Below are 21,497 nucleotides of genomic sequence, written 5' to 3' on the forward strand. Positions count from 1 at the left end.
CGCCGTCCCTCTCCCGCATCACCGACGCCGTGAGTGTTCGCCCGCCGACCAGTGCTTCTGGTCGAGGATCCCAGACCGGCCAATGAGGTATCCGAGCTGGGCACGGCTGGTGCTGCCGAGGATCGCGGCGATCTTCGCGATGTGGACGCGGGCGGTGCGGACGTTCATGCCGAGGCGGGCGGCTATGTCGGCGTCCGTGAGGCCTTCGGTGAGGAGGGCGGCTATGGCTTGTTGGCGGGGGGTGATGCCGTTTGAGGTGGGGAGGGGTTCCGCGTGCGGGAACAGGGGGGTGCCCAGGCGCCACAGGATTTCGAAGGTGGCGGCCAGGTAGTTGATGATGGCGGGCTGCCGGAGTTCGAGGGCCGCATGGCTGGGGCTCCTTCTGACCGGGACGAAGGCGTATGTGCGGTCGAAGACCAGGAGGCGTTTGGGCAGTTCGTCCAATGTGCGGACTTCGACGTCGCCGTCCAGCTGTTCGTAGTGGGCCAGAGCCGGCTGGGAATGCCGTGTTGTGTGCTGATACAGCGTGCGTATGCGTCCGCCTAGGTCGAGTACCCGCTGCTCCATGGGCAGACCTCCAGGGAGCCTTTCGGCTGGCCGCTGGCCGCCGGGCTGAATGGCGAGGATTTCCTGGGAGGACCTGGCGGCTGCCCGGAATATGGCCGACTGAATTTGATGGAGGCCGTCCAGGACCGTCAGGGAGGACGAGGGCGAGGTGGAGCCCCTCGGGCGAGTGAGCGGCATGAGCGATTCGAAAGAGGCGGCTATCCGCGCTCCGAGCCACCGCTGATGGGCGACGTGTTCTTCCACGCGGTGGAGCAGTTGGGGCAGGACCACGGACGGTGCCATGGGGCGGAGCCACAGCGGGTCCTCGGCGTCCGGGTGCAGAAGACCGAGGTCGGCGAGGCACGGGATCCCGTCGGCCTCTTGAGCTTGGATCCCACTCTCCTGGAGGGCGCGCAGGTACGCGTTCCTGCCCACCTCGCACAACAGCCCTTCCGCGTGCGATCTGTGCTCCACCACCACGTCGCTGCCCCTCCTTGCACCTGCCCGAAGCCCCCCGCCCCAGGTGTCCGACAGCTAGTGATTCTGGTCGAGGATCCCTGACTGACCAATGAGATATCCGAGCTGGGCGCGGCTGTTGCTGCCGAGGATCGCGGCGAGTTTCGCGATGTGTTCGCGGGCGGTACGCACGTTCATGCCGAGGCGCGTGGCTATCTCCGTGTCGGTGAGGCCTTCCACGAGGAGTTCGGCGATGGCGTGCTGACGGGTGGTGATGCCGTTCTCGGCGGGGAGCTGGGCGGCGTGCGGGAACATCGGGGTGGCCAGTCGCCACAGTCGTTCGAAGGTGGTGATGAGGTAGTCGACGATGGCCGGTTGGCGTACTTCGAGGGCGACCGTGCGGTCCTTGCTGGCGGGGATGAAAGCCACCGAGTGGTCCAGGACCACCATGCGTTCGGTTACCTCATTGAGCGTGCGTACCTCTACGTCGCCGTCCAGTTGCTCGTAATGGGCGAGCGCGGGGAGGGAGTGACGGGTGGTGTGCTGGTAGAGGGTGCGCATGCGGCAGCCGCGGGCGAGCAGTTCCTGTTCGCGGGGGAGCGCGTCGGCCAGGACCTCGGGGGAGCGGACGCCGCCGGGCTGGACGGTGAGGACTTCGACGGTGGCGTCGGCCATGGCCCGGTCGATGGCCGCGTTGATCCGCTCGAAGCCGTCGAGGACCGTGATCTCGGGGGGCTCCCCGCCGGCCGCCTGCCGCGCGTCCAGGGCCATGAGCGGCTCGAACATCGCCGTGAGGCGCTCCTCGCGCTCGCGGTGGCGGGCGATGTGGTCCTCGATGCCGCGCAGGAGCTGGGGCAGGGCGACGGCGGGCGCGGTGGGGCGCAGCCAGGCCATGTCCTCGACGTCGGGGTGGAGGAGGCCGAAGTCGATGAGGCAGGGGGCGGTGTCGGCCTCCCGGTGGCGGACGCGGCCCTCGCGCAGGGCGCGGGCGTAGAGGGCCGAACCCGCGTCGCACAACTCGTCGGGGCCGTGAGGGTGCGGGCGGGGTTCGGTGGTCATCTTGGTTTGTCCTGCTCGAGGATGCCGGACTGGGCGATGAGGTAGCCGAGCTGGGCGCGGCTTCCGCTGCCCAGGGCGGCGGCGATTTTGGCGATGTGGGCGCGGCAGGTGCGCACGTTCATGCCGAGGCGGCGGGCGATGGCTTCGTCGACGTGCCCTTCGATCAGGAGGCGGGCGATGGAGCGCTGGACGCCGGTGATGCCGTCGGTGGGCGGTCCGTACGGTGCCTCTTCGAGCAACGGCGACGCGCGCTGCCAGAGTTGCTCGAAGACGTTCGCGAGGTACGTGACGAGCCCCGGGTGCCTCAGCTCCAGGGCCACTTGACCGTCCTCCTGCGCCGGGATGTACGCGACCGTGCGGTCGAAGACCATCAGTCGGTCCACGAGCTCTTCGAGGGTGCGGACCTCGACCTTGCCTTGCTTCATGTATTCGGCGTAGGCGATGGTGCCCTGACTGTGTCGCGCCGTGTGCTGGTAGAGCGTACGCATGGTGATGCCGCGCTCGATGATGCTTTGGCTGCGTTTCACCGCCTCCCGAAGGATCTCCTCGCTGCGCCCGCCTCCGGGCTGCACCGTCAGGATTTCCGACTGGCACTCGGCTATCGCTAGTTGGATGGCCGCGTTGATCCGCTCGGGGCCTTCGAGGACCGTGATCGCGTGGACCATCGAGCGGTCCTGAGCGCTGATGGCCAGGAATGGCTCAAAGGTGTCGGTCAGCTCCACGGCGAGAGTGCGGCGTTCCTGGATCTCGCGCTCGATAGGGCGCAGCCGCTGCGCCAGGGCCGCGGTCGGCGGCACCGGACGCAGCCACTCCGGATCATCGGGATCCGGGTGCAGCAGAGCGAACTCGACCAGGCACGGGGCCATGGCGGCCTCGGCCCGGGTGATGCGGCCCGAGCGCAGCGCGTCGGCGTAGAGCCGCTTGCCCTCTTCGCATAGCTCAGCTACGGAATGAGGATGTGCCCGAATTGGATCCTTTGTTGTCATAGCTCCACCCCCCAGGCTCCTGAACGTGCAGGAACATGATGCATCGCTCCTGTGGTGCGTGCATGGCCGAATGAGCCATCGTCTTGGGAGGCCGGGGGAAGTCGCTATGGAAGTGAGGACGAAGCCCGCTATGTGCAAGGGAATGCTTCGCTCAGTGCTTATCGGTGCCCTTTCGGCCGGTCTGGCCATCAGTGCTCTGGCCGTTGTCGATGCGGGCCAGGACGGCGCGCAGGCGTCGACGTCCAATGCTGCGCCGCCGGACGTCATCTGGGCGTCCGCGCCGATCGGCGCGGCCGGGCAGAGCGATGTCTGGTGGGGCTCGGCTCCGGCGGGGGGCGTCCAGTCATGACCACTCCTCCCGACGACCGCACCTTCCGCCGCGAAATGGCCACCGCCTACCGCTCCGGCTGGCACTTCATCGACCTCGTCACCGCGATCCCCCACCCCGGCGACTCGTTGATGGTCACCCTGGTCGGAGAGCCCGTCGTCATCGTCCGCGACGACGACGAGGACATCCGCGCCTACCGCTGCCTGCGCCGCCCCCGCGGCGCGCCGCAGCCGGTCCGCTGCGCCGTGCGTTACGGCATGGTCTTCGTGAACCTCGACCAGCGCGACCACCAAGTGATCGACAAGCGCAAGCGCGAAGCCGACCGACAGGCCGTCGAGCGGCAGACCGCTTCCGCAGACTCCCTCGCAGCCACCCCCCGCAGCGCCTGACGCGATTCCCCCGTCGTTGTAAATCGCGCAGGTGCTTCCCCCAGCAGCGGCGTCACCGTGGACCTGAACACGGTGGCGCCGCTGTGGTGTGTGCCGGTACCGAGGCGCACCCCCAGCGCCTCGCGCCCCTCGCGCCCTCGCGCCGCGCGCCCCCTCAGCCCGCCTTCCCCAACGCCCGCGTCACCCGGATCTCGATCACCACCCGGTCCGGGTTCGGCGACGGCACCCGCCCGTACCTCTCCTCGTACCGCCGCACCCCCTCGGCCACCCGCTCCGGCTCCGCCGACACCTCGGCCAGGCCTTCCAGGGTCGCCCAGCGCCGCCCCGCCATCTGGCAGACCGCGACCCGCGCACCGGAGCCGGCCGGGCCGTCCGCCCCGGCCGCCGCCGACCCCGCGATGACGTGGGCCACCTTCCTGCTGAACCTGTTCGCCAGGACCCGGGCGACGCCCGCCCGCTCGTCGAAGGTCACGCCGACCGGGACGACGTGCGGGGTGCCGTCCGGGCGCAGGGTCGTCAGGGTGCACAGGTGCCGCTCGCGCCAGAAGCTGAGGTAGGCGGCGGGCGGATCGCCCAGGTCGATGCTCATGGGCAGGAAACCTAGCCCGCACCTCAGGGACTCCTGACTCCGGGCCCAGGGATTCCTGAGGTGCGGGCCCCGGAGAATCCGAGCCCAGGGCCCCAGGAGTGCCAAGCTCCGGGTTCCTTCGCCACCCTTGAGCGGAATAGACTCAACTTTATGTACGCTGTCTAAGTCAGCATGGGCCCGCAAGGCCCGACAGACCGCGACCCAGGAGGAGAACCCGCACGTGGACGCCGAGCTGACCAACCGGAGCCGGGACGCGATCAACGCGGCCACCAGCCGGGCCGTGTCCGGTGGCAACCCCGACCTGACGCCAGCGCATCTGCTGCTGGCGCTCTTGGAGGGGCAGGACAACGAGAACATCACCGACCTGCTCGCCGCCGTGGACGCCGACCAGGCGGCCGTGCGTGCCGGTGCCGAGCGCGTCCTCGCGGGGCTGCCCAGCGTCACCGGATCGACGGTCTCCCCGCCGGGGCCCGACCGCGAGCTGCTCGCCGTCGTCGCCGACGCGGCGCAGCGCGCCAAGGAGCTGGGCGACGATTACCTCTCCACCGAGCATCTGCTCATCGGCCTGGCCGCGAAGGGCGGCGCGGCCGGTGAGGTACTGAACCAGAACGGCGCGAGCGCGAAGAAGCTGCTCGACGCCTTCGAGACGAGCCGTGGAGGGCGTCGCGTGACCACCCCTGACCCCGAGGGGCAGTACAAGGCCCTGGAGAAGTTCGGCACGGACTTCACCGCCGCCGCCCGCGAGGGCAAGCTCGACCCGGTCATCGGGCGGGACCAGGAGATCCGCCGGGTCGTCCAGGTCCTGTCGCGGCGTACCAAGAACAACCCGGTGCTGATCGGTGAGCCCGGCGTCGGCAAGACCGCCGTCGTCGAAGGGCTCGCGCAGCGCATCGTGAAGGGGGACGTTCCCGAGTCGCTGAAGAACAAGCGGCTCGTCTCGCTGGACCTGGGCGCCATGGTCGCCGGGGCCAAGTACCGGGGCGAGTTCGAGGAGCGGCTCAAGACGGTGCTCTCCGAGATCAAGGAGAGCGACGGGCAGATCATCACGTTCATCGACGAGTTGCACACGGTCGTCGGTGCGGGGGCCGGTGGGGACTCCGCCATGGACGCGGGCAACATGCTCAAGCCCATGCTCGCGCGCGGTGAGCTGCGCATGGTCGGCGCCACCACCCTGGACGAGTACCGGGAGCGGATCGAGAAGGATCCCGCCCTGGAGCGCCGGTTCCAGCAGGTGCTGGTCGCCGAGCCGAGTGTCGAGGACTCCATCGCCATCCTGCGCGGGCTCAAGGGGCGGTACGAGGCGCACCACAAGGTGCAGATCGCGGACAGCGCCCTGGTCGCCGCCGCCACCCTCTCCGACCGGTACATCACCTCGCGCTTCCTGCCCGACAAGGCCATCGACCTGGTCGACGAGGCCGCGTCCCGGCTGCGGATGGAGATCGACTCCTCGCCGGTCGAGATCGACGAGCTGCAGCGCGCCGTCGACCGGCTGCGGATGGAGGAGCTGGCGCTCAGCAAGGAGACGGACCCGGCGAGCAAGCAGCGTCTTGAGAAGCTGCGGCGCGACCTCGCCGACAAGGAGGAGGAGCTGCGCGGGCTCACCGCCCGCTGGGAGAAGGAGAAGGAGTCCCTCAACCGCGTCGGCGAGCTGAAGGAGAAGCTCGACGAGCTGCGCGGGCAGGCCGAGCGGGCGCAGCGCGACGGCGACTTCGACACCGCGTCCAAGCTGCTCTACGGCGAGATTCCCGACCTGGAGCGGGACCTGGAGGCCGCATCGGAGGCCGAGGAGGAGAAGGCAGCCGAGGCCGACACCATGGTCAAGGAGGAGGTCGGGCCCGACGACATCGCCGATGTCGTGGCCGCCTGGACCGGCATCCCGGCAGGGCGGCTCCTGGAGGGCGAGACGCAGAAGCTGCTGCGCATGGAGGGCGAGCTCGGCAAGCGACTCATCGGCCAGACCGAGGCCGTCCAGGCCGTCTCCGACGCCGTGCGCCGCACCCGCGCCGGGATCGCCGACCCCGACCGCCCCACCGGCTCGTTCCTGTTCCTCGGCCCGACCGGCGTCGGCAAGACCGAGCTGGCCAAGGCGCTCGCCGACTTCCTCTTCGACGACGAGCGGGCCATGGTCCGCATCGACATGAGCGAGTACGGCGAGAAGCACAGCGTGGCGAGGCTGGTCGGTGCTCCTCCCGGTTACGTCGGGTACGAGGAGGGCGGTCAGCTCACCGAGGCCGTGCGCAGGCGCCCGTACACGGTGGTGCTGCTCGACGAGGTCGAGAAGGCGCACCCGGAGGTCTTCGACGTGCTGCTCCAGGTCCTCGACGACGGCCGTCTCACCGACGGGCAGGGGCGGACGGTGGACTTCCGCAACACCATCCTGATCCTCACCTCCAACCTCGGAAGCCAGTACCTGGTCGAGCCCCTGAGCAGCGAGGAGGAGAAGAAGCAGCAGGTCATGGAAGTGGTGCGGGCCTCGTTCAAGCCCGAGTTCCTGAACCGCCTCGACGACCTCGTCGTCTTCTCCGCGCTCGGCAAGGACGAGCTGGCGCACATCGCCGAACTGCAGATCAAGCGCCTCGCCAAGCGCCTCGCCGACCGGCGGCTCACGCTCGACGTCACGCCCGCGGCCCTCGCCTGGCTCGCGGACGAGGGCAACGACCCGGCGTACGGCGCCCGGCCGCTGCGCCGCCTCATCCAGACGAGCATCGGCGACCGGCTCGCCAAGGAGATCCTCGCGGGCGAGGTCAAGGACGGGGACACGGTCCGCGTGGACGTCTTCGGGGACGGGCTCATCGTCGGTCCCGCGGGGGCCGGGACGGCCCCGGAGGCAGCGGGGAAGTCGCTGTAAGGCGCCGTAACCGGACACATGGGCGGGCGGGGGTTGCGAGCCCCCGCCCGGCATGGGAGAGGATGGCTCAATCCGTACGAAGGGAAATACACGGTGAGCATCGACCCGTCCTCGATTCCGAATTTCGGGGGCCAGCCCGAACCGCAGCAGGGCGCAGGACCGGCGGGCCCCGTCGTCCCTGACCAGGACCTGGTCAAGCAGCTCCTGGACCAGATGGAACTCAAGTACGTCGTCGACGACGAGGGTGACCTCGCGGCGCCGTGGGAGGAGTTCCGTACGTACTTCATGTTCCGTGGCGAGGACGACCAGGCGGTCTTCTCGGTGCGGACGTTCTACGACCGGCCCCACGGCATCGAGGAGAAGCTCCAGCTCCTGGAGTCCATCGACGACTGGAACCGCCGCACGCTGTGGCCGAAGGTCTACAGCCACACCCACGACGACGGCACGGTCCGCCTCATCGGCGAGGCCCAGATGCTGATCGGCACGGGTGTCTCCCTGGAGCACTTCGTCTCGTCGACCGTCAGCTGGGTGCGCGCCGCGATCGAGTTCGACCGCTGGCTCGTCGAGCAGCTGGGCCTGGAGCAGGCCGTCGACTCCGCCGAGGGCGAGGAGAAGCCCGACGACGAGGCCTGAGGGCCCGCCGCGCGGCGGTGACTACAACGGCATGCGGGCGATCGTCACCAGATACGTCCCGTACGCCACCGAGAGCCCGGCCAGGGCGCCGACCACCAGGAAGGCGGCCCGCGGCCGGGCTCTCGCCGTCCGCAGGACCGCGCACGCGAGCGGGATGAGCAGCGGGAAGGCGGGCAGCAGGAAACGCGGCTTGGACTCGAAGAAGCCGGAGCCGCCGACCGTGATCAGGAGCAGCACGCCGGCGTAGACGAGCAGCGGCAGCGGCGCCCGCTCGGCCACCAGGAGCGCGTACAGGAGCACGGCCACCGCGACGATCACCAGCGTCATGGAGAAGACCAGCTTGTCGCCGTCGAGCAGCAGGTGCTTGACGAAGGCGAGCGAGCCCGCGCCGAAGTCGAAGCGCGAGCCCCAGCCGCGCTGCACCGCGAAGTAGCCGCCGAGCACGTCGCCCCGACGGGCCCCGACCCACAGGACGTACGCCCCCCAGCCGAGCGGCGCGAGCAGCGCGCCCGTCCACAGCCTGTGGGGAACCCCGCGCCCGCGCCGCCGGACGATCTCGCAGCCCGCGGTGACGAGGACCGCGGCCGCCACCGCGAAGCCGTTCGGCCGGGCCAGGCCCGCGAGCGCCGCGAGCGTGCCCGCCCACAGCCAGCGCCCGGTGAGCAGCGCGTACAGGGACCAGGCGGCCAGGGCGGTGAGGACCGGCTCGGTGTACGCCATCGACAGGATGACGGAGTGGGGCATGAGACCCCACAGGAGCACGAGGACGGTCGCGGTGCGGCGGTCGTACAGGCGGGCCGCGATCGCGTAGATGCCGAGCGCGGCGGCCCCGGCGGCGAGCCAGGAGACGAGCAGCCCGGCCGCCCCGTGGGACAGCGGCGTGACGGTGGTGACCGCGCGGATCAGGCCCGGGTACAGCGGGAAGAACGCCAGGTCGCTCTGGATGACGGTGGGCTCGAAGTGCAGGGTGCGGCCGTAGCCGTGCGCGGCGATGCCGGTGTACCAGCGCGAGTCCCAGGAGCGGCCGAGGAGCCGGAAGGTGTCCTGCCCGGTGGCGTGCGCCACGGCCGTCACCGCGAGCAGCCCGGTGAGGCGGGCGGCGGCGAACACGCCGAGGGCGCGCACCGCCGTCGGCCCCTTCGGTTCCAGGGCGAGGCAGCGGGTGCGGGGCGGTTTGGTGAGCGGGGCCGGGACGGTGGGGCTCGGGTGGGTCACACCCGAACCCTCCGGGGTCGTGGCGGCGGGCGCGAGCCGGGTGGGTCCGTGTGGGTGGGTGCGGGTGGGTGCCGTCGACCTACAGCGCCTTGAGCCGCTCCACCGCGTCCGCGAGGACCTCCGTGCGCTTGCAGAACGCGAACCGCACGAAGGGCGCGCCCGCCTCCCGGTGGTCGTAGAAGACGGCGTTCGGGATGGCGACGACACCGGCGCGCTCGGGCAGGGCACGGCAGAAGGCGAAGCCGTCGCCGCCGTGCGAACGGTCCGCGCCGAGCGGGCGGATGTCGGTGGTGATGAAGTACGTGCCCTGCGGCTGGTAGACCTCGAAGCCCGCCGCCGTCAGGCCCGCCGACAGCAGGTCCCGCTTGGCGCGCAGGTCCTCGCGGATGCCCGTGAAGTACGCGTCGGGCAGCGCGAGGGCCTCCGCGACGGCGTACTGGAAGGGGCCCGACGCCACGAACGTCAGATACTGCTTCGCCGAGCGCACCGCCGTGACCAGCTCCGGCGTGGACGTCACCCAGCCGACCTTCCAGCCCGTGAACGAGAACGTCTTGCCCGCCGAGCCGATGGTGACGGTCCGCTCCCGCATGCCGGGGAAGGACGCCAGCGGGATGTGCGCGGGCGAGCCGGAGCCGTCGGGTTCCGGGGCGTCGGCGAAGACCAGGTGTTCGTAGACCTCGTCGGTGACCACGAGCAGGTCCCGCTCGACGGCGAGCTCCGCGATCGCGGCCAGCTCCGCACGGGTGAGGACGGTGCCCGTCGGGTTGTGCGGGGTGTTGAGGAGCAGCAGCCGGGTGCGCGGGGTGACGGCGTCGCGCAGCTCGTCCAGGTCGAGGACGAAGCGTCGATTAGCGGCTCCGCCGCGGGGTCCCTCACGGGGGCGCAGGGTGACGGGCACCCGGGTGCCGCCCGCGAGCGCGATCGAGGCGGCATACGAGTCGTAGTACGGCTCCAGGGCGATGACCTCGTCGCCCGGCTCGACCAGGGCGAGCAGCGAGGCCGCGATGGCCTCGGTGGCGCCGGCCGTGACCAGGACCTCCCGGTCGGGGTCGTAGGCCAGGCCGTAGACCCGCGCCTGGTGCTCCGCGATCGCCGTGCGCAGCTCGGGCACGCCGGGGCCCGGCGGATACTGGTTGCCGCGCCCGTCGCGCAGCGCCCGCACGGCCGCCTCCCGCACCTCGTCGGGGCCGTCCGTGTCGGGGAAGCCCTGGCCCAGGTTGATCGCCCCCGTCCGCACGGCGAGGGCGGACATCTCGGCGAAGATCGTCGTGCCGAACTCGGCCAGGCGGCGGTTGAGCAGCGGGCGGCCGCTCGCCGAGGCGCCCGGGGCGCCGGTGGTGCCCGTGGTGCCGGATGAGCCGGAAGTGGTGCCGGTTGAGCCGGAAGAGGACGTCATGGCCGTCATCCTGCGCCGAACCTCTGGACTTCCTCAACTCTGCTTTGGCCGCGAATGGCCGGGGGCATCCCCTTGTCACGCAACGACGCGGGACAACGACCGCAGGGCGCAAGCCGCTTCGTGGGTCCGGGGGAACACGGAGCGGTCGGCGCATCGGGGGAACGGAAAGGTGAGTGAGGGACATGATTCTTGTCGTCCTCTTCCTTGGGCTTGTGGTGCTGATGATCGCTGGGCTCACGATCGGGGCCGCCCGCGTGCGGGGCCGCGGACGGCGTACGGCGTCCGGGGCCGGCGGCGGCAGCTGGTGGGCGTCCGGCGGTGCGAGCAGCGGCAGCAACCACAGCGGCGCGACGTCCTGCGGCGGCGGTTCCAGCTGCGGCGGTGGCTCCTCGTCCTGCGGCGGCGGTTCGTCCTGCGGTGGCGGTGGCGGGGGTGGATGCGGCGGAGGCAGCTGACACGGGGCAGCTGGTCCACTGGGCGGAGCGTCCGTCGGGAGTCAACTCCCGGCGGGCGCTTCGTCGTTGTCGGGGCGTGTGGACGCATGTTGACGCGCGGCGCGGAGAAACCGCAGCGCAGCGGGTCGTCGCGGGGCGACAGGGGCCAAATGGGTCTATTGGCGACCGTACCGGGACTCTTCTGGATCGTCTGAGTTTGCAGAAACGTGAACAGATGAACTGTTCGGCCCTCTAGGGGATGGAAACCCTACGAAGTTGGGTAAAAACGCTGTGGCAGTGTCGCAGTTCATGATTCCCTCTTAACCGTCACACCGCCCTCGGACGTTCTCAGTTCAATCAACGATCGAGACTTCTCCGTGGGCACGAGCCGGCATTCCGACCACCCGGTGTCCGACCGGGTGCGCCGGCCCCACCTCCATTGCGTGCTTAGCGGAGCCGACCCATGCTCACGACCCTGAAGACTGTCTATACCGACACGCGCGCCGGGGACCTGGCCTGGGCCCTCGGCCGCGAGCCGTTGCCCGCCCTTGCCACGCTCGACCTCGAACTGTCAGGCGCCACCGTGCAGTTGAGACTGCTCGGGGCGTCCCACCAAGTGCTCCTGGAGGAGGAGCGCGGCGGCAGCTGCTCCGAGACGGTGGCCTGCATCCCCGGCAGCAGCACCCCGCTGCCGCTCGGCGTGTCCAAGCGGGTGGGCGAGTGGGAGTACGAGTTCGCGGCCTGCGTCGAAACCCTGTCGCGAGGTCAGTTCGCGGGCCGTGCCCAGGAGTTGCTCGCCCTGGTCACCGAGCACCCGCACGGCCTCGCCGGAGTCTTCCCCGGCATCCCGCACGCCTTCACCGCGATGCTCGCCCAGCGTCACGAAGGCTCGGTCATGTGGCGCACCTGGCACGCCTATCCGCAGGACGGGCAGCTGGTGGCGACCAGGACCCGGGTCGGCGTGCGGATGCCCGCACCGCTGTGACGTGCGGGAACTCCCCTGCGCCCGCCCGGTGGTGGGTGGGACGCCCGAGGTGACGGCGGACCCGTGTGCGCGGGCGCGGCACGGGTGTCACGAAGACGCGCTCTGCGGGCCTTTGTGCGTCCTACACGTCCACACGGGCACCTCCACCCTTGTGGGGGACTTGGCGTAAGCGTTCGGTGACGTAGCGTTCGCAGCGTGATCGAGCCGCCCGAGCGTCTGCCCGTCACGCCCCGGACAGGCCGGTTCCTCGTCCTCGCGGGCGTGTTCGTCTGTGCCGCCTGCGGACTCGTGTACGAACTCGAACTCGTCGCCCTCGCCTCGTACTTGATCGGCGACTCCGTCACCCAGGCCTCCGTCGTCCTGTCCGTGATGGTGTTCGCGATGGGCATCGGCTCGCTGCTCGCCAAGCGGCTGCGCTGCCGGGCCGCCGCCGGGTTCGGCCTCATCGAGGCCGCCCTCGCCCTCGTCGGCGGGTGCAGCGCCATGACGCTGTACGCGGCCTTCGCCTGGGCCGGGGACCGCGGCGAGATGTGGGCCAGCGGCTCGCGCTACCTCTTCGTGGTGTTCTCGCTCGCCATCGGCGTCCTCATCGGCGCCGAAGTCCCCCTCCTGATGGTGCTGATCCAGCGCGTCCGGCGGCAGGACGCGGGCGGCGCGGTGGCCGACCTGTTCGCCGCGGACTACGTCGGCGCGCTCGTCGGCGGACTCGCCTTCCCCTTCCTGCTGCTGCCCTGGTTCGGACAGCTCACCGGGGCGCTGCTCACCGGCGCCGTCAACGTCCTCGCCGGCGGGGCCCTCGTCTTCGGCCTGTTCGGCCGCGACCTGAGCGGCCGCGGCCGCTGGATACTCCTCACCACCAACGTCACCGTCCTCGCCGTCCTCGCCTCCGCCGCCGTCCTCGTCGACGACTTCGAGCGCGCCGCCCGCCGCGCCGTCTACGGCTCCGACATCCGCGTCGCCGTCCAGACCGGCGTCCAGGAGGTCGTCCTCACCGGCGGCCACCGCGAGTCCCTCGACCTCTTCCTCGACGGCAGGCTCCGCGTCAGCGGCCGCGACGAACACCGCTACCACCAGGCGCTCGTCCAGCCCGCCATGCGCGGCGGGCCGCACGCCCGCGTCCTCGTCCTCGGCGGCGGCGACGGGCTCGCCGCCCGCGAGGTCCTTCGCCACTCCGGGGTGCGCCGCGTCGACATCGTCGAGATCGACCCCGGCGTAGTGAAGCTCGCCCGCAGCGATCCCGCGCTCAGCGAGCTCAACGGCCACGTCTACCGCGACCGGCGGGTGCGGGTCGTGCACGCCGACGCCTTCCACTGGCTGCGCGGGCCGCACGGCCGCCGCCTCCCCTACGACGTCGTCGTCGCCGACCTGCCCGACCCCGGCATCACCGCGAGCACCAAGCTCTACTCCCAGGAGTTCTACGGCCTCGTCGCCCGCGCCCTCACCGACGGCGGCCGCCTCGCCGTGCACGCCGGACCCGTCGTCTCCCGCCCCCACACCTACTGGACCGTCGACGCCACCGTGCGCGCCGCCGGGCTCGCCACCACGCCCTACCGCGTGACGGGCCGTCACTCCGGCTTCGCCGCCGGGCCCGACCGGACCGCCGACAGCACCGTCAAGACCCGCGACTGGGGCTTCGTCCTCGCCGCCCGCGGCCCCGAAGGCCTGGTCGGCGCCGCGGACTCCGCCATCCTGCGGTCCGGCGCGCGCGCCGCCCAGCGCGTCCGTCCCGACGCCCCGCACCCCATGGCCCCGTCCACCCTCGTGCATCCGCGGTACGCCGACTGACGGGTCGTCGGACCCTTGGCGCGGGCAAGTGGCGTACATCACGCGGTGGGCGTCGGTACGCTCGACTGTCATGGAGCATGAGGTGTTCGTACCGGTCCCGGAAGAGCCGCTCCGCGAAGCGCTGGCCGACCCCGAGCGGGTCGCCGGTGCCGTGCCGGGGTGGCAGCGTGATGCCGACGCGCAGTCGCCGCCCCTGTCCGGGCGGTTGCGGGTGCGGGTCGGTGGCCACACGATCACCTACCGCGGCGTCCTGCGGCTCGCCCCGCGGGCCGGGGGTGCCTACTCCCTCGACGGCGAGGGCACGGAGGTGCGCGGCAGCGGCTCCGTGAAGTTCTCCCTCACCCTGCGCCTCGCCCCCGCCGCCGAGGGCGGCACCAGCCTCACCTTCACCGGCACGGGCTCCGGCGACGGGCGGCTCGCCGAGATCGCCGAAAGTTCTCCACAGGCTGTGGAGGCGGCGGCACGGAGGCTGCTCGGGCGGTTCGGGGAGGGGTTGGGGGTGGGGGCCGCTGCGGGTTCTGGCCGGGGGCCGGGTGCGGACGGCTCCGACGCCTCTGACGCCTCCGACGCCTCCGACGCCTCCGGCACCTCCGACGCGTCCGGTGCCGCCGACGGCTCCGACGCTCCCGACGGCTCCGCCAATGAGGTCGGGGGGATCTACGAGGCCGAGGTGCCGCCTCCGTCCTTGGACCCGTTGGCCGATGACTTCGACCGGCCGTTGGACGTCGGGGGCGGGACCGCGGCGGAGGCCGCGCACGCTCGGCGGACGATGATCGGGCGCAGCGCGGAGGAGGTCGACCACGCTCCGCCCCGGGGGCGGTACGCGCCCGTGCCGGTGCCCGAGGCGATGTCTGGCGGGGTCGCCACGCTGCGGTGGGCTGCGCCTGCCGCTGCGGTGGTGTTGGCTTCGGCGATCGTGGTGGGGCGGGTGCTGCGGCGTCGGCGCTGAGCCTGGCGGGGCGCCCGGACCGGCTGTGCCGGGGTGGCCCCCGTTTCGGCGCTCCGCGCCTCGTCCTCAAGCGCCGGACAGGCTTTCTCCCACCCGCCCGCCCGAACTTGCACCGGCCTGGCCGACAGCCCGGCACCTTCAGCCCGCCTCGGTGAAGTTGTTTTCTCAGCCCGTCCGGCGTTTGAGGACGAGGCGCGGAGCGCCGATTCGGGGGCGGACCGTCCCACCCGAAGGGGACACCCACCCCTGGGGTCCAGGGGCGGAGCCCCGGGATCGGAGAAGGGGTGGGATTGGGGAGCCCTCGGCGAGCAGCGGGGTCGTAAGGTCGACTTCGTGAGTAGCGACGAGATCAGGCTGGCCGCGGGTGGCGCGGATGTGACGGTGTGGCCGGGGAACGGCTGTCGGGTGGGGAGCCTGCGGGTCGACGGAGTCGAGCTGCTGCGGCAGGGCGAGCGGTACGGAAGCTTCCCGATGGTGCCGTGGTGCGGGCGGACGAGGGAGGGGAAGTTCAGGAACGGCGACGTTCTGCACCAGCTCCCGGTGAACTCCCCACCGCACGCCATCCACGGCACCGCCCGCGACGCCGAGTGGAAGACGGCCCGGGTGAGCGACCGCGAGGCGGTGTTCACGTACGACCTGACGGACCCCTGGCCGTACCCGGGCAGGGTCACGCAGATCGTGGAGCTGACCGAGGACGCCCTGACGCTGAGGATGGCGATCGAGACGTACGAGGACTCGTTCCCGGCGCAGGCGGGCTGGCACCCCTGGTTCAACCGCCACCTGGCGGACGACCCCACGGACGCCGAGGGCGTACAGGTGCGCTTCGACGCCGCCTGGCAGGAGCTGCGAGGCGACGACCACCTCCCCACGGGTACCCGCGTCGACCCCACCCCCGGCCCCTGGGACGACTGCTTCGGCATGCCCGACGGCGTGGACGTGACCCTGACCTGGCCGGGCCGCCTTGAGGTGAAGGTGGCGAGCCGCGAGCAGTGGGTCGTGGTGTACGACGAGCCCGCGGAGGCGGTGTGCGTGGAGCCGCAGACGGGCCCGCCGAACGGCCTGAACACCCTGCCGCGCCTCGTCACCCCGCTGGAGCCCCTGGAGACGTCGACCACGTGGACCTGGCGGCGCCTTTAAGCTCGTAGCCATGACGAACGACGTACGCGGCGACCTGCTGCAGCAGATCAAGGACAAGGCCGTCGTGCACGGCAAGGTGACGCTCTCCTCGGGCATCGAGGCCGACTACTACGTCGACCTGCGCCGCGTGACCCTCGACGGCGAGGCCGCCCCGCTGGTCGGCGAGGTCCTCCTCGACCTGACCGCCGACCTGGAGTTCGACGCCGTGGGCGGCCTGACGATGGGCGCCGACCCGGTGGCCGCCGCGATGCTGCACGCCGCCGCGGGCCGGGGCCGCCGCCTGGACGCCTTCGTGGTCCGCAAGGCCGCGAAGGCGCACGGCCTGCAGCGCCGCGTGGAGGGCCCGGACATCAAGGGCCGCCGGGTGCTCGTGGTGGAGGACACGTCCACCACCGGCGGCTCCCCGCTGACCGCCGTGGAGGCGGTCCGCGAGGCCGGCGCCGAGGTCGTGGGCGTCGCGACGATCGTGGACCGCGCCACCGGCGCCGACGTGAAGATCACCGAGGGCGCGGGGGTCCCGTACCTCTTCGCGTACTCGAAGGACGAGCTGGGCCTCGACTGATCGGTACATGACGTACGGCTGGAGCAATCCGGCGAGTCTGGAAAGATGGGGGCGACGACGACGTCGCCCCCCGGTCAGTCAGCACCCCGCACATCACAAGGAGCGGACACATGCCCATCGCAACCCCCGACGTCTACAACGAGATGCTGGACCGGGCGAAGGCAGGCAAGTTCGCCTACCCGGCCATCAACGTGACGTCCTCGCAGACCCTGCACGCTGCCCTGCGCGGCTTCGCGGAGGCGGAGAGCGACGGCATCATCCAGATCTCCACGGGTGGCGCGGAGTTCCTGGGCGGCCAGTACAGCAAGGACATGGTGACGGGCGCGGTGGCCCTCGCCGAGTTCGCGCACATCGTCGCGGCGAAGTACGACATCACGGTCGCGCTGCACACCGACCACTGCCCGAAGGACAAGCTCGACGGCTACGTCCGCCCGCTCCTGGCCGTCTCCGCCGAGCGCGTCGCGGCCGGTCGCGACCCCCTCTTCCAGTCCCACATGTGGGACGGCTCCGCCGAGACCCTCGCCGACAACCTGTCCATCGGCCAGGAGCTGCTCGCCCAGGCCGCCGCCGCGAAGATCATCCTCGAGGTCGAGATCACCCCGACCGGCGGCGAGGAGGACGGCGTCACCCACGAGATCAACGACGAGCTGTACACCACGGTCGACGACGCGATCCGCACCGCCGAGGCCCTGGGCCTGGGCGAGAAGGGCCGCTACCTGCTCGCCGCCTCCTTCGGCAACGTCCACGGCGTCTACAAGCCGGGCAACGTCGTGCTCCGCCCCGAGCTCCTGAAGGACCTCCAGGAGGGCGTCGGCGCCAAGTACGGCAAGCAGTCCCCCTTCGACTTCGTGTTCCACGGCGGCTCCGGCTCCACCGAGCAGGAGATCGCCACGGCGCTGGAGAACGGCGTCGTGAAGATGAACCTCGACACGGACACGCAGTACGCCTTCACGCGTCCCGTCGCCGACCACATGTTCAAGAACTACGACGGCGTCCTGAAGGTCGACGGCGAGGTCGGCTCCAAGAAGACCTACGACCCGCGCACCTGGGGCAAGTCCGCCGAGGCCGGCATGGCCAAGCGCGTCACCGAGGCCTGCGCGAACCTGCGCTCCACCGGCACGAAGCTCAAGTAACGCCACCCACACCGTCCGGCCGGGCCCGGCACTCCGCCACAGCGCGCGAGTGCCGGGCCCCCGGCATGCCCGGAGGGATCCGCCCGTGACCACAGCCCCCTACGACTTCGACACCCCCGTCGACCGGCACGGCACCTGGTGCGTCCAATGGGACGGCGTCGCCGACCGGTTCCCGGTCCCCGACCTGCTCCCCTTCACCATCTCCGACATGGACTTCGCCTGCGCTCCCGCCGTCCTCGACGCGCTCCAGCGGCGGGTCGCGCACGGCGTCTTCGGCTACACGGACTGGCGCAACGACGACTTCCGGGGTGCCGTACGCGACTGGTTCAAGCAGCGCCACGACACCGACGTCGACCCCGGCTCGCTCGTCTACGCCCCGTCCGTGCTCAACCAGATATCCCAGCTCCTGCGGATGTGGACGGAGCCCGGCGACGGGGTGGTGGTGCACACGCCCACCTACGACGGGTTCCGTAAGGCGGTCGGCGGGCTCGGCCGCGAGCTGCGGACCGTGCCCGTCGACGATCCCGGACTCGCCCTCCTCGAAGCCGAGTTGGCCCGGCCCGGCGTGCGCGTGCTTCTCCTCTGTTCGCCGCACAATCCCACCGGGCGGGTGTGGAGCGACGCCGAGCTCGCCGGGATGGCCGCGCTCTGCGAGCGCCACGGGGTCGCCGTCATCAGCGACGAGATCCACGCCGACCTCACGCACGACGGCTCCACGCATCTGCCGTGGACCCGGTACGCGCGGGGGCGGTGGGCCCTCGTCACCTCCGGCACGAAGGCCTTCAACTTCCCCTCTCTCAGCGGGAGTTACGGCTTCGTCGGGGATCCCGACGACCATGCCGCCTTCGTGCGGCGGATGGACACGGGGGAGGGGCTCGCCTCGCCCGCGGTGCTCTCCCTGACCGCGCACATCGCCGCCTACCGGGAGGGGGCGGAGTGGTTGGACGCCGTGCGTGCCTATACGTACGCGAATCTGCGGTACGTCGGGGAGCGGCTGAACGAGGCCTTCCCCGGGCTGGGGTGGGTGCCCCCGCAGGCGGGGTATCTCGCCTGGATCGATCTGCGGGGTGTCCTCGGCGGTGTCGGGGACGAGGTGCTTCAGCGGGAGCTGGTGGAGCGGCAGGGGGTGGCTGTCATGGCCGGGGGGACGTATGGGGCGCCCGGGTTCGTGCGGCTGAACGTGGGGTGTCCCAGGGGGAAGGTCGAGGTGGGCGTGGAGGCGCTGGTGCGGGGCGTTCGGGCGGTCCGGGGCTGAGCCCTGGCGGGGCCTTCCCCAATCCCGCCCCTTTCCCGAAACCGGGGCTTCGCCCCTGGACCCCAGGGGGTGGGTGTCCCGTGCGGGTGGGACGGTCCTCCGCCGAATCGGCGCTCCGCGCCTCGTCCTCAAACGCCGGACGGGCTGGAAACTTCGCCGGGGCGGGATGAAGGTGCCGGGCTGTTGGTCTGCTGGTGCAAGTTTGGGCGGGTGGGTGGGAGAAAGCCCGTCCGGCGACTGAGGACGAGGCGCGGAGCGCCGATAACGGGGGCGCCCCCGGCTCAGAACGCCAGCTGTGCGATCTCCTCCGCGACCACCGCGCACGCATCCGCCGCCGGATCGATCAACGGAAAGTGCCCGACGTCCTCAAGGAGCGTGAGCCCGACCACCTCACCGGCCTTGGCCGCCGCGTCCGCGTACGCCTCGGAGACGGCCTGCGGCACGACGATGTCCGTGCGCCCCTGGACGACGGTGGTGGCGATCCCGGTGGGCAGCAGCACCGCCGGATCCGCGTGCGCGCGCCGCTCCTCGAAGAGCGCGTCGGCGTCGCCCGCGTCCCCGCCGGGACCGGTGACGCCGAGGAACTGGCGCACCGCACCGGAACACACCCCCAGCTCGTCGGCCACCCGCAGGTCACCGATCGGCGCCAGCGCCACCACGCCGCGCAGCGGGGCGGGCCGCTCCCGGTGCCACGGCGAGCTCTCCGGCAGGACGTGCCGGGCCGCCGCCCACAGCGCGAGGTGGCCCCCGGCCGAGTGCCCGGTCAGCACGATCCGGTGCGGGTCGGCCGCGGGCAGGGCCGTGCGGACCAGCCCGGGCAGCGCGTCGAGCGCGGCGGCCACGTCGTCGAGGGTGTCGGGCCAGCGCCCGGCAACGGGCCCGGCACCCCCCTGCGCGGAGCCAGGGCCACCTTCCGCGGAGCCGAGCCCCCCCTGCGCGGAGCCAGGGCCACCTTCCGCGGAGCCGAGACCCCCCTGCGCGGAGCCAGGGCCACCTTCCGCGGAGCCGACGCCACCCTCCGCGGGAACAGGGCCGCCCTGCACCGGGACCAGGCCCCCCGAAGCCCCCCGTCGGTACTCGACGCTCGCGACGGCGAAGCCGCGTCGGGACAGGAAGTCCGCGAAGGGTGACACGTGCGCGCGGTCGTACGGAGCCCGCCACGCGCCGCCGTGCAGCACCACGACGAGCGGCGCGGCCCGGTCGGCGGCGCCGCGCGGGGCGTAGAAGTCCACGACCTGGTCCGCGTGCTCGCCGTACGCGGCGGTGGCGTCGGGCCGGACCGCGGGATGTGCGAACGCGGAATCCTGCTCGGCGGCATCGCGGGCCACGGCGGCGTCGTCCGGCATGCGGCAACCCTCTCAAACTCGGCCAGCGGCCGCCCGTCGGCCACCGGCGGCAACTGTCCGGCGGCCGACGGGCGTTCGTACCATGATCCAGATTTGCCGGACGGTATCAGGATCCGGCCGGGGGGCGCGCCGCAGGGCCCGCCGCACCGCCCCATCCAGCGACCCCACGGTACGCACGCGGAGGGCGCCCCGGGCTACGACACCGCCCCGGGCGCCTCCGCCAGCGTCCGCGCGAGGACCCACGCGGCCCGCTCCGCGTCGGCGAACGACACGTACAGCGGCGTGAACCCGAAGCGCAGCACGTCCGGCGCGCGGAAGTCGCCGACCACGCCCCGCTCGATGAGCCGCTTCATGACGTCGGCGGCGTCCGGGCAGCGCAGCGCGATCTGGCTGCCCCGCTCGGCGTGCGCCGCGGGCGTGACCGACTCGACGCGACCCGCGGGCACGTACGCGGCGACGCACTCCAGGAAGAAGTCCGTCAGGGCGAGGGACTTGGCGCGCACGGCCGCCATCGACACGCCCTCCCACACGTCGAGCGCGGCGTCGAAGGCGAGCAGCGACAGGATGTCGGGGGTGCCGACGCGGCCGCGTACGGCGTCGGGCGCCGGTTCGTACGCGGACCGCATCCCGAAGGGCTCGACGTGCGAGTTCCAGCCGGGCAGCGGCGAGTCGAAGTGCGGCTGGTGCTCCCGGCGCACGTACAGGTACGCGGGCGAACCGGGGCCGCCGTTCAGGTACTTGTAGGTGCAGCCGACGGCCAGGTCCACGCCCTGCTCGTCGAGGGCGATGGGCAGCGCGCCCGCCGTGTGGCACAGGTCCCACACGACGAGGGCACCGGCCGCGTGCACGGCCTCGGTCAGTCCCGGCAGGTCGTGCAGGCGCCCCGACTGGTAGTCGGCGTGGTTGAGCAGCACGGCGGCGGTACGCGGACCGAGTGCGCCGGGGACGTCCGCCGGGGCCACCGGGACCAGGCGGCAGCCGGTGAGGCGGGCGGCGGACGCGGCGATGTACCCGTCCGTGGGGAAGGTTGTGGCGTCAACGAGGAGTTCGTCGCGCCCCTCATCCGGGGTGGTCGCGTCCCCGTCCCGCTGACGCACGATGCGCACGGCCGCCACGAGGGCCTTGAAGATGTTGACGCTCGTCGAGTCGGCGACGACGACCTGGCCGGGGGCGGCGCCGATCAGCGGGGCGAGCCGGTCGCCGATCCGCTCCGGCGCGGTCCACCAGCCGCTCTCCTCCCAGGAGCGGATGCGCATCTGCCCCCACTCGCGGGTGATGACGTCGACGACGCGGGCCTCGACGCCCCGGGGCAGCGCGCCCAGTGAGTTCCCGTCCAGGTAAACAGTGTCATCAAGTACGAACTCGGCCCGTTTGTAGGCCAGTTCGTCCTTGCCGTCCAGTGCTGCGGCGGCGCCGACGAGCCGCGCGCGCTCCGCCTCCGGGGCCACCTCGGACACCTCTGCCAT

At 71.8% G+C, this 21,497-nt stretch carries 18 protein-coding genes; 10 read left to right on the forward strand and 8 right to left on the reverse strand.

What is annotated here, in order from left to right; all coding sequences use genetic code 11:
- Positions 1 to 18: 18 nt before the first annotated feature.
- The 3 genes from ACFVHO_RS04300 to ACFVHO_RS04310 all read right to left on the reverse strand — a co-directional run bounded on the left by ACFVHO_RS04300 (position 19) and on the right by ACFVHO_RS04310 (position 3,047).
- Positions 19 to 567 carry a LuxR C-terminal-related transcriptional regulator gene (locus ACFVHO_RS04300; protein ID WP_385709935.1) on the reverse strand — a complete coding sequence of 183 codons (549 nt, stop codon included), beginning with the start codon at positions 565 to 567 and terminating at the stop codon, positions 19 to 21.
- A gap of 513 nt (positions 568 to 1,080) precedes the next feature.
- A complete protein-coding gene (locus ACFVHO_RS04305; RefSeq protein WP_385709938.1) occupies positions 1,081 to 2,061 on the reverse strand; it encodes a helix-turn-helix transcriptional regulator in 981 nt (326 codons plus the stop codon).
- Complete coding sequence (locus ACFVHO_RS04310) at positions 2,058 to 3,047, reverse strand: helix-turn-helix transcriptional regulator (protein WP_385709940.1); 990 nt, start codon at positions 3,045 to 3,047, stop codon at positions 2,058 to 2,060. Before ACFVHO_RS04310 ends, ACFVHO_RS04305 begins: the two co-directional genes overlap by 4 nt.
- Before the next feature lie 345 nt (positions 3,048 to 3,392).
- Between ACFVHO_RS04310 and ACFVHO_RS04315 the strand changes: the two genes are divergently transcribed.
- Positions 3,393 to 3,764 carry a hypothetical protein gene (locus ACFVHO_RS04315; protein WP_087885128.1) on the forward strand — a complete coding sequence of 124 codons (372 nt, stop codon included), beginning with the start codon at positions 3,393 to 3,395 and terminating at the stop codon, positions 3,762 to 3,764.
- Positions 3,765 to 3,918: 154 nt separating this feature from the next.
- Here the strand turns inward: ACFVHO_RS04315 and ACFVHO_RS04320 are convergent, their stop codons facing one another.
- Complete coding sequence (locus ACFVHO_RS04320; RefSeq protein WP_385709943.1) at positions 3,919 to 4,353, reverse strand: pyridoxamine 5'-phosphate oxidase family protein; 435 nt, start codon at positions 4,351 to 4,353, stop codon at positions 3,919 to 3,921.
- Between the two features lie 220 nt (positions 4,354 to 4,573).
- Here ACFVHO_RS04320 and clpB point away from each other — a divergent pair, with 220 nt between their 5' ends.
- Positions 4,574 to 7,201: an ATP-dependent chaperone ClpB gene (gene clpB / locus ACFVHO_RS04325; RefSeq protein ID WP_385709946.1), complete on the forward strand. Its 2,628-nt coding sequence runs from the start codon at positions 4,574 to 4,576 to the stop codon at positions 7,199 to 7,201.
- Between the two features lie 93 nt (positions 7,202 to 7,294).
- Positions 7,295 to 7,834: a YbjN domain-containing protein gene (locus tag ACFVHO_RS04330; RefSeq protein ID WP_385709948.1), complete on the forward strand. Its 540-nt coding sequence runs from the start codon at positions 7,295 to 7,297 to the stop codon at positions 7,832 to 7,834.
- 21 nt (positions 7,835 to 7,855) lie between these two features.
- Here ACFVHO_RS04330 and ACFVHO_RS04335 read toward each other — a convergent pair whose 3' ends face one another.
- Together ACFVHO_RS04335 and ACFVHO_RS04340 are read right to left on the reverse strand one after the other, a co-directional pair.
- A complete protein-coding gene (locus tag ACFVHO_RS04335; protein WP_385709951.1) occupies positions 7,856 to 9,049 on the reverse strand; it encodes a hypothetical protein in 1,194 nt (397 codons plus the stop codon).
- A 79-nt stretch (positions 9,050 to 9,128) separates the two neighbouring features.
- Positions 9,129 to 10,445, reverse strand: coding sequence for a pyridoxal phosphate-dependent aminotransferase (locus ACFVHO_RS04340; protein ID WP_385709954.1), 1,317 nt, complete (start codon positions 10,443 to 10,445; stop codon positions 9,129 to 9,131).
- 897 nt (positions 10,446 to 11,342) lie between these two features.
- Here ACFVHO_RS04340 and ACFVHO_RS04345 point away from each other — a divergent pair.
- From ACFVHO_RS04345 to ACFVHO_RS04375, 7 genes are all read left to right on the forward strand, one after another.
- The gene (locus ACFVHO_RS04345) at positions 11,343 to 11,864 is read left to right on the forward strand and encodes a DUF2617 family protein (RefSeq protein WP_030362063.1); all 522 of its coding nucleotides are present in this window, start codon (positions 11,343 to 11,345) and stop codon (positions 11,862 to 11,864) included.
- A 195-nt stretch (positions 11,865 to 12,059) separates the two neighbouring features.
- Positions 12,060 to 13,649, forward strand: coding sequence for a polyamine aminopropyltransferase (locus ACFVHO_RS04350; RefSeq protein WP_385709956.1), 1,590 nt, complete (start codon positions 12,060 to 12,062; stop codon positions 13,647 to 13,649).
- A 70-nt stretch (positions 13,650 to 13,719) separates the two neighbouring features.
- The gene (locus ACFVHO_RS04355; RefSeq protein WP_385709959.1) at positions 13,720 to 14,598 is read left to right on the forward strand and encodes a carbon monoxide dehydrogenase subunit G; all 879 of its coding nucleotides are present in this window, start codon (positions 13,720 to 13,722) and stop codon (positions 14,596 to 14,598) included.
- Between the two features lie 333 nt (positions 14,599 to 14,931).
- Positions 14,932 to 15,735 (forward strand): aldose 1-epimerase, encoded by an 804-nt coding sequence (locus ACFVHO_RS04360; RefSeq protein WP_385709961.1) that lies wholly within the window; start codon positions 14,932 to 14,934, stop codon positions 15,733 to 15,735.
- A gap of 10 nt (positions 15,736 to 15,745) precedes the next feature.
- Positions 15,746 to 16,297: an orotate phosphoribosyltransferase gene (pyrE, locus tag ACFVHO_RS04365; RefSeq protein WP_385709964.1), complete on the forward strand. Its 552-nt coding sequence runs from the start codon at positions 15,746 to 15,748 to the stop codon at positions 16,295 to 16,297.
- Positions 16,298 to 16,407: 110 nt separating this feature from the next.
- On the forward strand, positions 16,408 to 17,430 hold the full coding sequence (fbaA, locus tag ACFVHO_RS04370; RefSeq protein ID WP_385709967.1) for a class II fructose-bisphosphate aldolase: 1,023 nt from the start codon (positions 16,408 to 16,410) through the stop codon (positions 17,428 to 17,430).
- Positions 17,431 to 17,515: 85 nt separating this feature from the next.
- A complete protein-coding gene (locus tag ACFVHO_RS04375; protein WP_385709970.1) occupies positions 17,516 to 18,685 on the forward strand; it encodes a MalY/PatB family protein in 1,170 nt (389 codons plus the stop codon).
- Between the two features lie 281 nt (positions 18,686 to 18,966).
- Here ACFVHO_RS04375 and ACFVHO_RS04380 read toward each other — a convergent pair whose 3' ends face one another.
- A complete protein-coding gene (locus ACFVHO_RS04380) occupies positions 18,967 to 20,031 on the reverse strand; it encodes an alpha/beta hydrolase family protein (protein ID WP_385709973.1) in 1,065 nt (354 codons plus the stop codon).
- 194 nt (positions 20,032 to 20,225) lie between these two features.
- Entirely contained in the window at positions 20,226 to 21,497 is a 1,272-nt protein-coding gene (kynU, locus tag ACFVHO_RS04385) for a kynureninase (protein WP_385709976.1), read from the reverse strand.

The organism is Streptomyces sp. NPDC127108, from assembly GCF_042677545.1.
In the GTDB taxonomy this organism is placed as follows: Bacteria; Actinomycetota; Actinomycetes; order Streptomycetales; family Streptomycetaceae; genus Streptomyces.

Bases quoted from the DNA above. Each gene is read 5' to 3' on its own strand.
- kynU (WP_385709976.1), bottom strand. From the start codon at position 21,497: ATGGCAGAGGTGTCCGAGGTGGCCCCGGAGGCGGAGCGCGCGCGGCTC.
- ACFVHO_RS04305 (WP_385709938.1), bottom strand. From the start codon at position 2,061: ATGACCACCGAACCCCGCCCGCACCCTCACGGCCCCGACGAGTTGTGC.
- ACFVHO_RS04320 (WP_385709943.1), bottom strand. From the start codon at position 4,353: ATGAGCATCGACCTGGGCGATCCGCCCGCCGCCTACCTCAGCTTCTGG.
- ACFVHO_RS04300 (WP_385709935.1), bottom strand. From the start codon at position 567: ATGGAGCAGCGGGTACTCGACCTAGGCGGACGCATACGCACGCTGTAT.
- ACFVHO_RS04345 (WP_030362063.1), top strand. From the start codon at position 11,343: ATGCTCACGACCCTGAAGACTGTCTATACCGACACGCGCGCCGGGGAC.
- ACFVHO_RS04355 (WP_385709959.1), top strand. From the start codon at position 13,720: ATGGAGCATGAGGTGTTCGTACCGGTCCCGGAAGAGCCGCTCCGCGAA.
- ACFVHO_RS04340 (WP_385709954.1), bottom strand. From the start codon at position 10,445: ATGACGTCCTCTTCCGGCTCAACCGGCACCACTTCCGGCTCATCCGGC.
- fbaA (WP_385709967.1), top strand. From the start codon at position 16,408: ATGCCCATCGCAACCCCCGACGTCTACAACGAGATGCTGGACCGGGCG.
- ACFVHO_RS04380 (WP_385709973.1), bottom strand. From the start codon at position 20,031: ATGCCGGACGACGCCGCCGTGGCCCGCGATGCCGCCGAGCAGGATTCC.
- ACFVHO_RS04310 (WP_385709940.1), bottom strand. From the start codon at position 3,047: ATGACAACAAAGGATCCAATTCGGGCACATCCTCATTCCGTAGCTGAG.
- pyrE (WP_385709964.1), top strand. From the start codon at position 15,746: ATGACGAACGACGTACGCGGCGACCTGCTGCAGCAGATCAAGGACAAG.
- ACFVHO_RS04315 (WP_087885128.1), top strand. From the start codon at position 3,393: ATGACCACTCCTCCCGACGACCGCACCTTCCGCCGCGAAATGGCCACC.